Source organism: Draconibacterium sediminis, from assembly GCF_000949475.1.
Classification (GTDB): Bacteria; Bacteroidota; Bacteroidia; order Bacteroidales; family Prolixibacteraceae; genus Draconibacterium; species Draconibacterium sediminis.
Genome location: NZ_JRHC01000019.1, coordinates 1 through 689, shown reverse-complemented (window position 1 = coordinate 689; position 689 = coordinate 1). Strand labels below are relative to the sequence as shown.

The 689-nt window shown below is 45.1% G+C and carries 1 protein-coding gene; it reads right to left on the bottom strand.

The window, feature by feature from the left end; translation table 11 throughout:
* On the bottom strand, window positions 1–689 hold a 689-nt coding region (locus LH29_RS23465), incomplete at both ends, for an MFS transporter (protein ID WP_045033904.1).

Sequence of the window (689 nt, the reverse complement as noted above, 5' to 3'; positions counted from 1 at the left end):
CCATAACCGGCTGCCGCAAACACTTCCTGCGCATAATTGAAGATAACATTGATACCACACCACTGCTGGAAAGCGGCAACCACAATACCTATCAACAATATCTTGCGCATACCCGGAGAATTCAGGAATTTCAGATTTACTCGGCCTTCGTCGTGTATCAGATTTTCATGAATACTTTTATATTCTTTTTGGGCGTACTCCTCGCCTCCAATCTTTCCAAGAATACTCAGTACTTTATTCTCGTTACCATTTTTAGCCAACCACCTTGGGCTCTCGGGTACAATAAACATGAGTAAGAAAAATGCTCCTGCCGGCAAAGTTTCGGCCCAGAACATCCAGCGCCAGGCCATTTGCCCATTCCACGATGCTAAAATGTCGGCCGCTGTTGCACCTTCCGGAACTGGTTGAGCTATTTGCCAGTTGGCTATTTGTGCTCCCAAAATCCCTATTACAATGGTAAGCTGGTTCAGCGAAACAAACTTTCCGCGCATTGCTGCGGGTGATACTTCTGCAATGTACATGGGCGATAAATTAGATGCCAGCCCAATACCAACGCCACCCAAAATGCGGTAAATAATAAATGGAGTAAAATTGTTTGAAGCACCAGTACCTATTGCGGAGAGCGTAAACAGAAAAGCTGAAAATATCAGTAGCTTTTTCCGTCCCAACCTGTCACTAAAAGCGCCTGA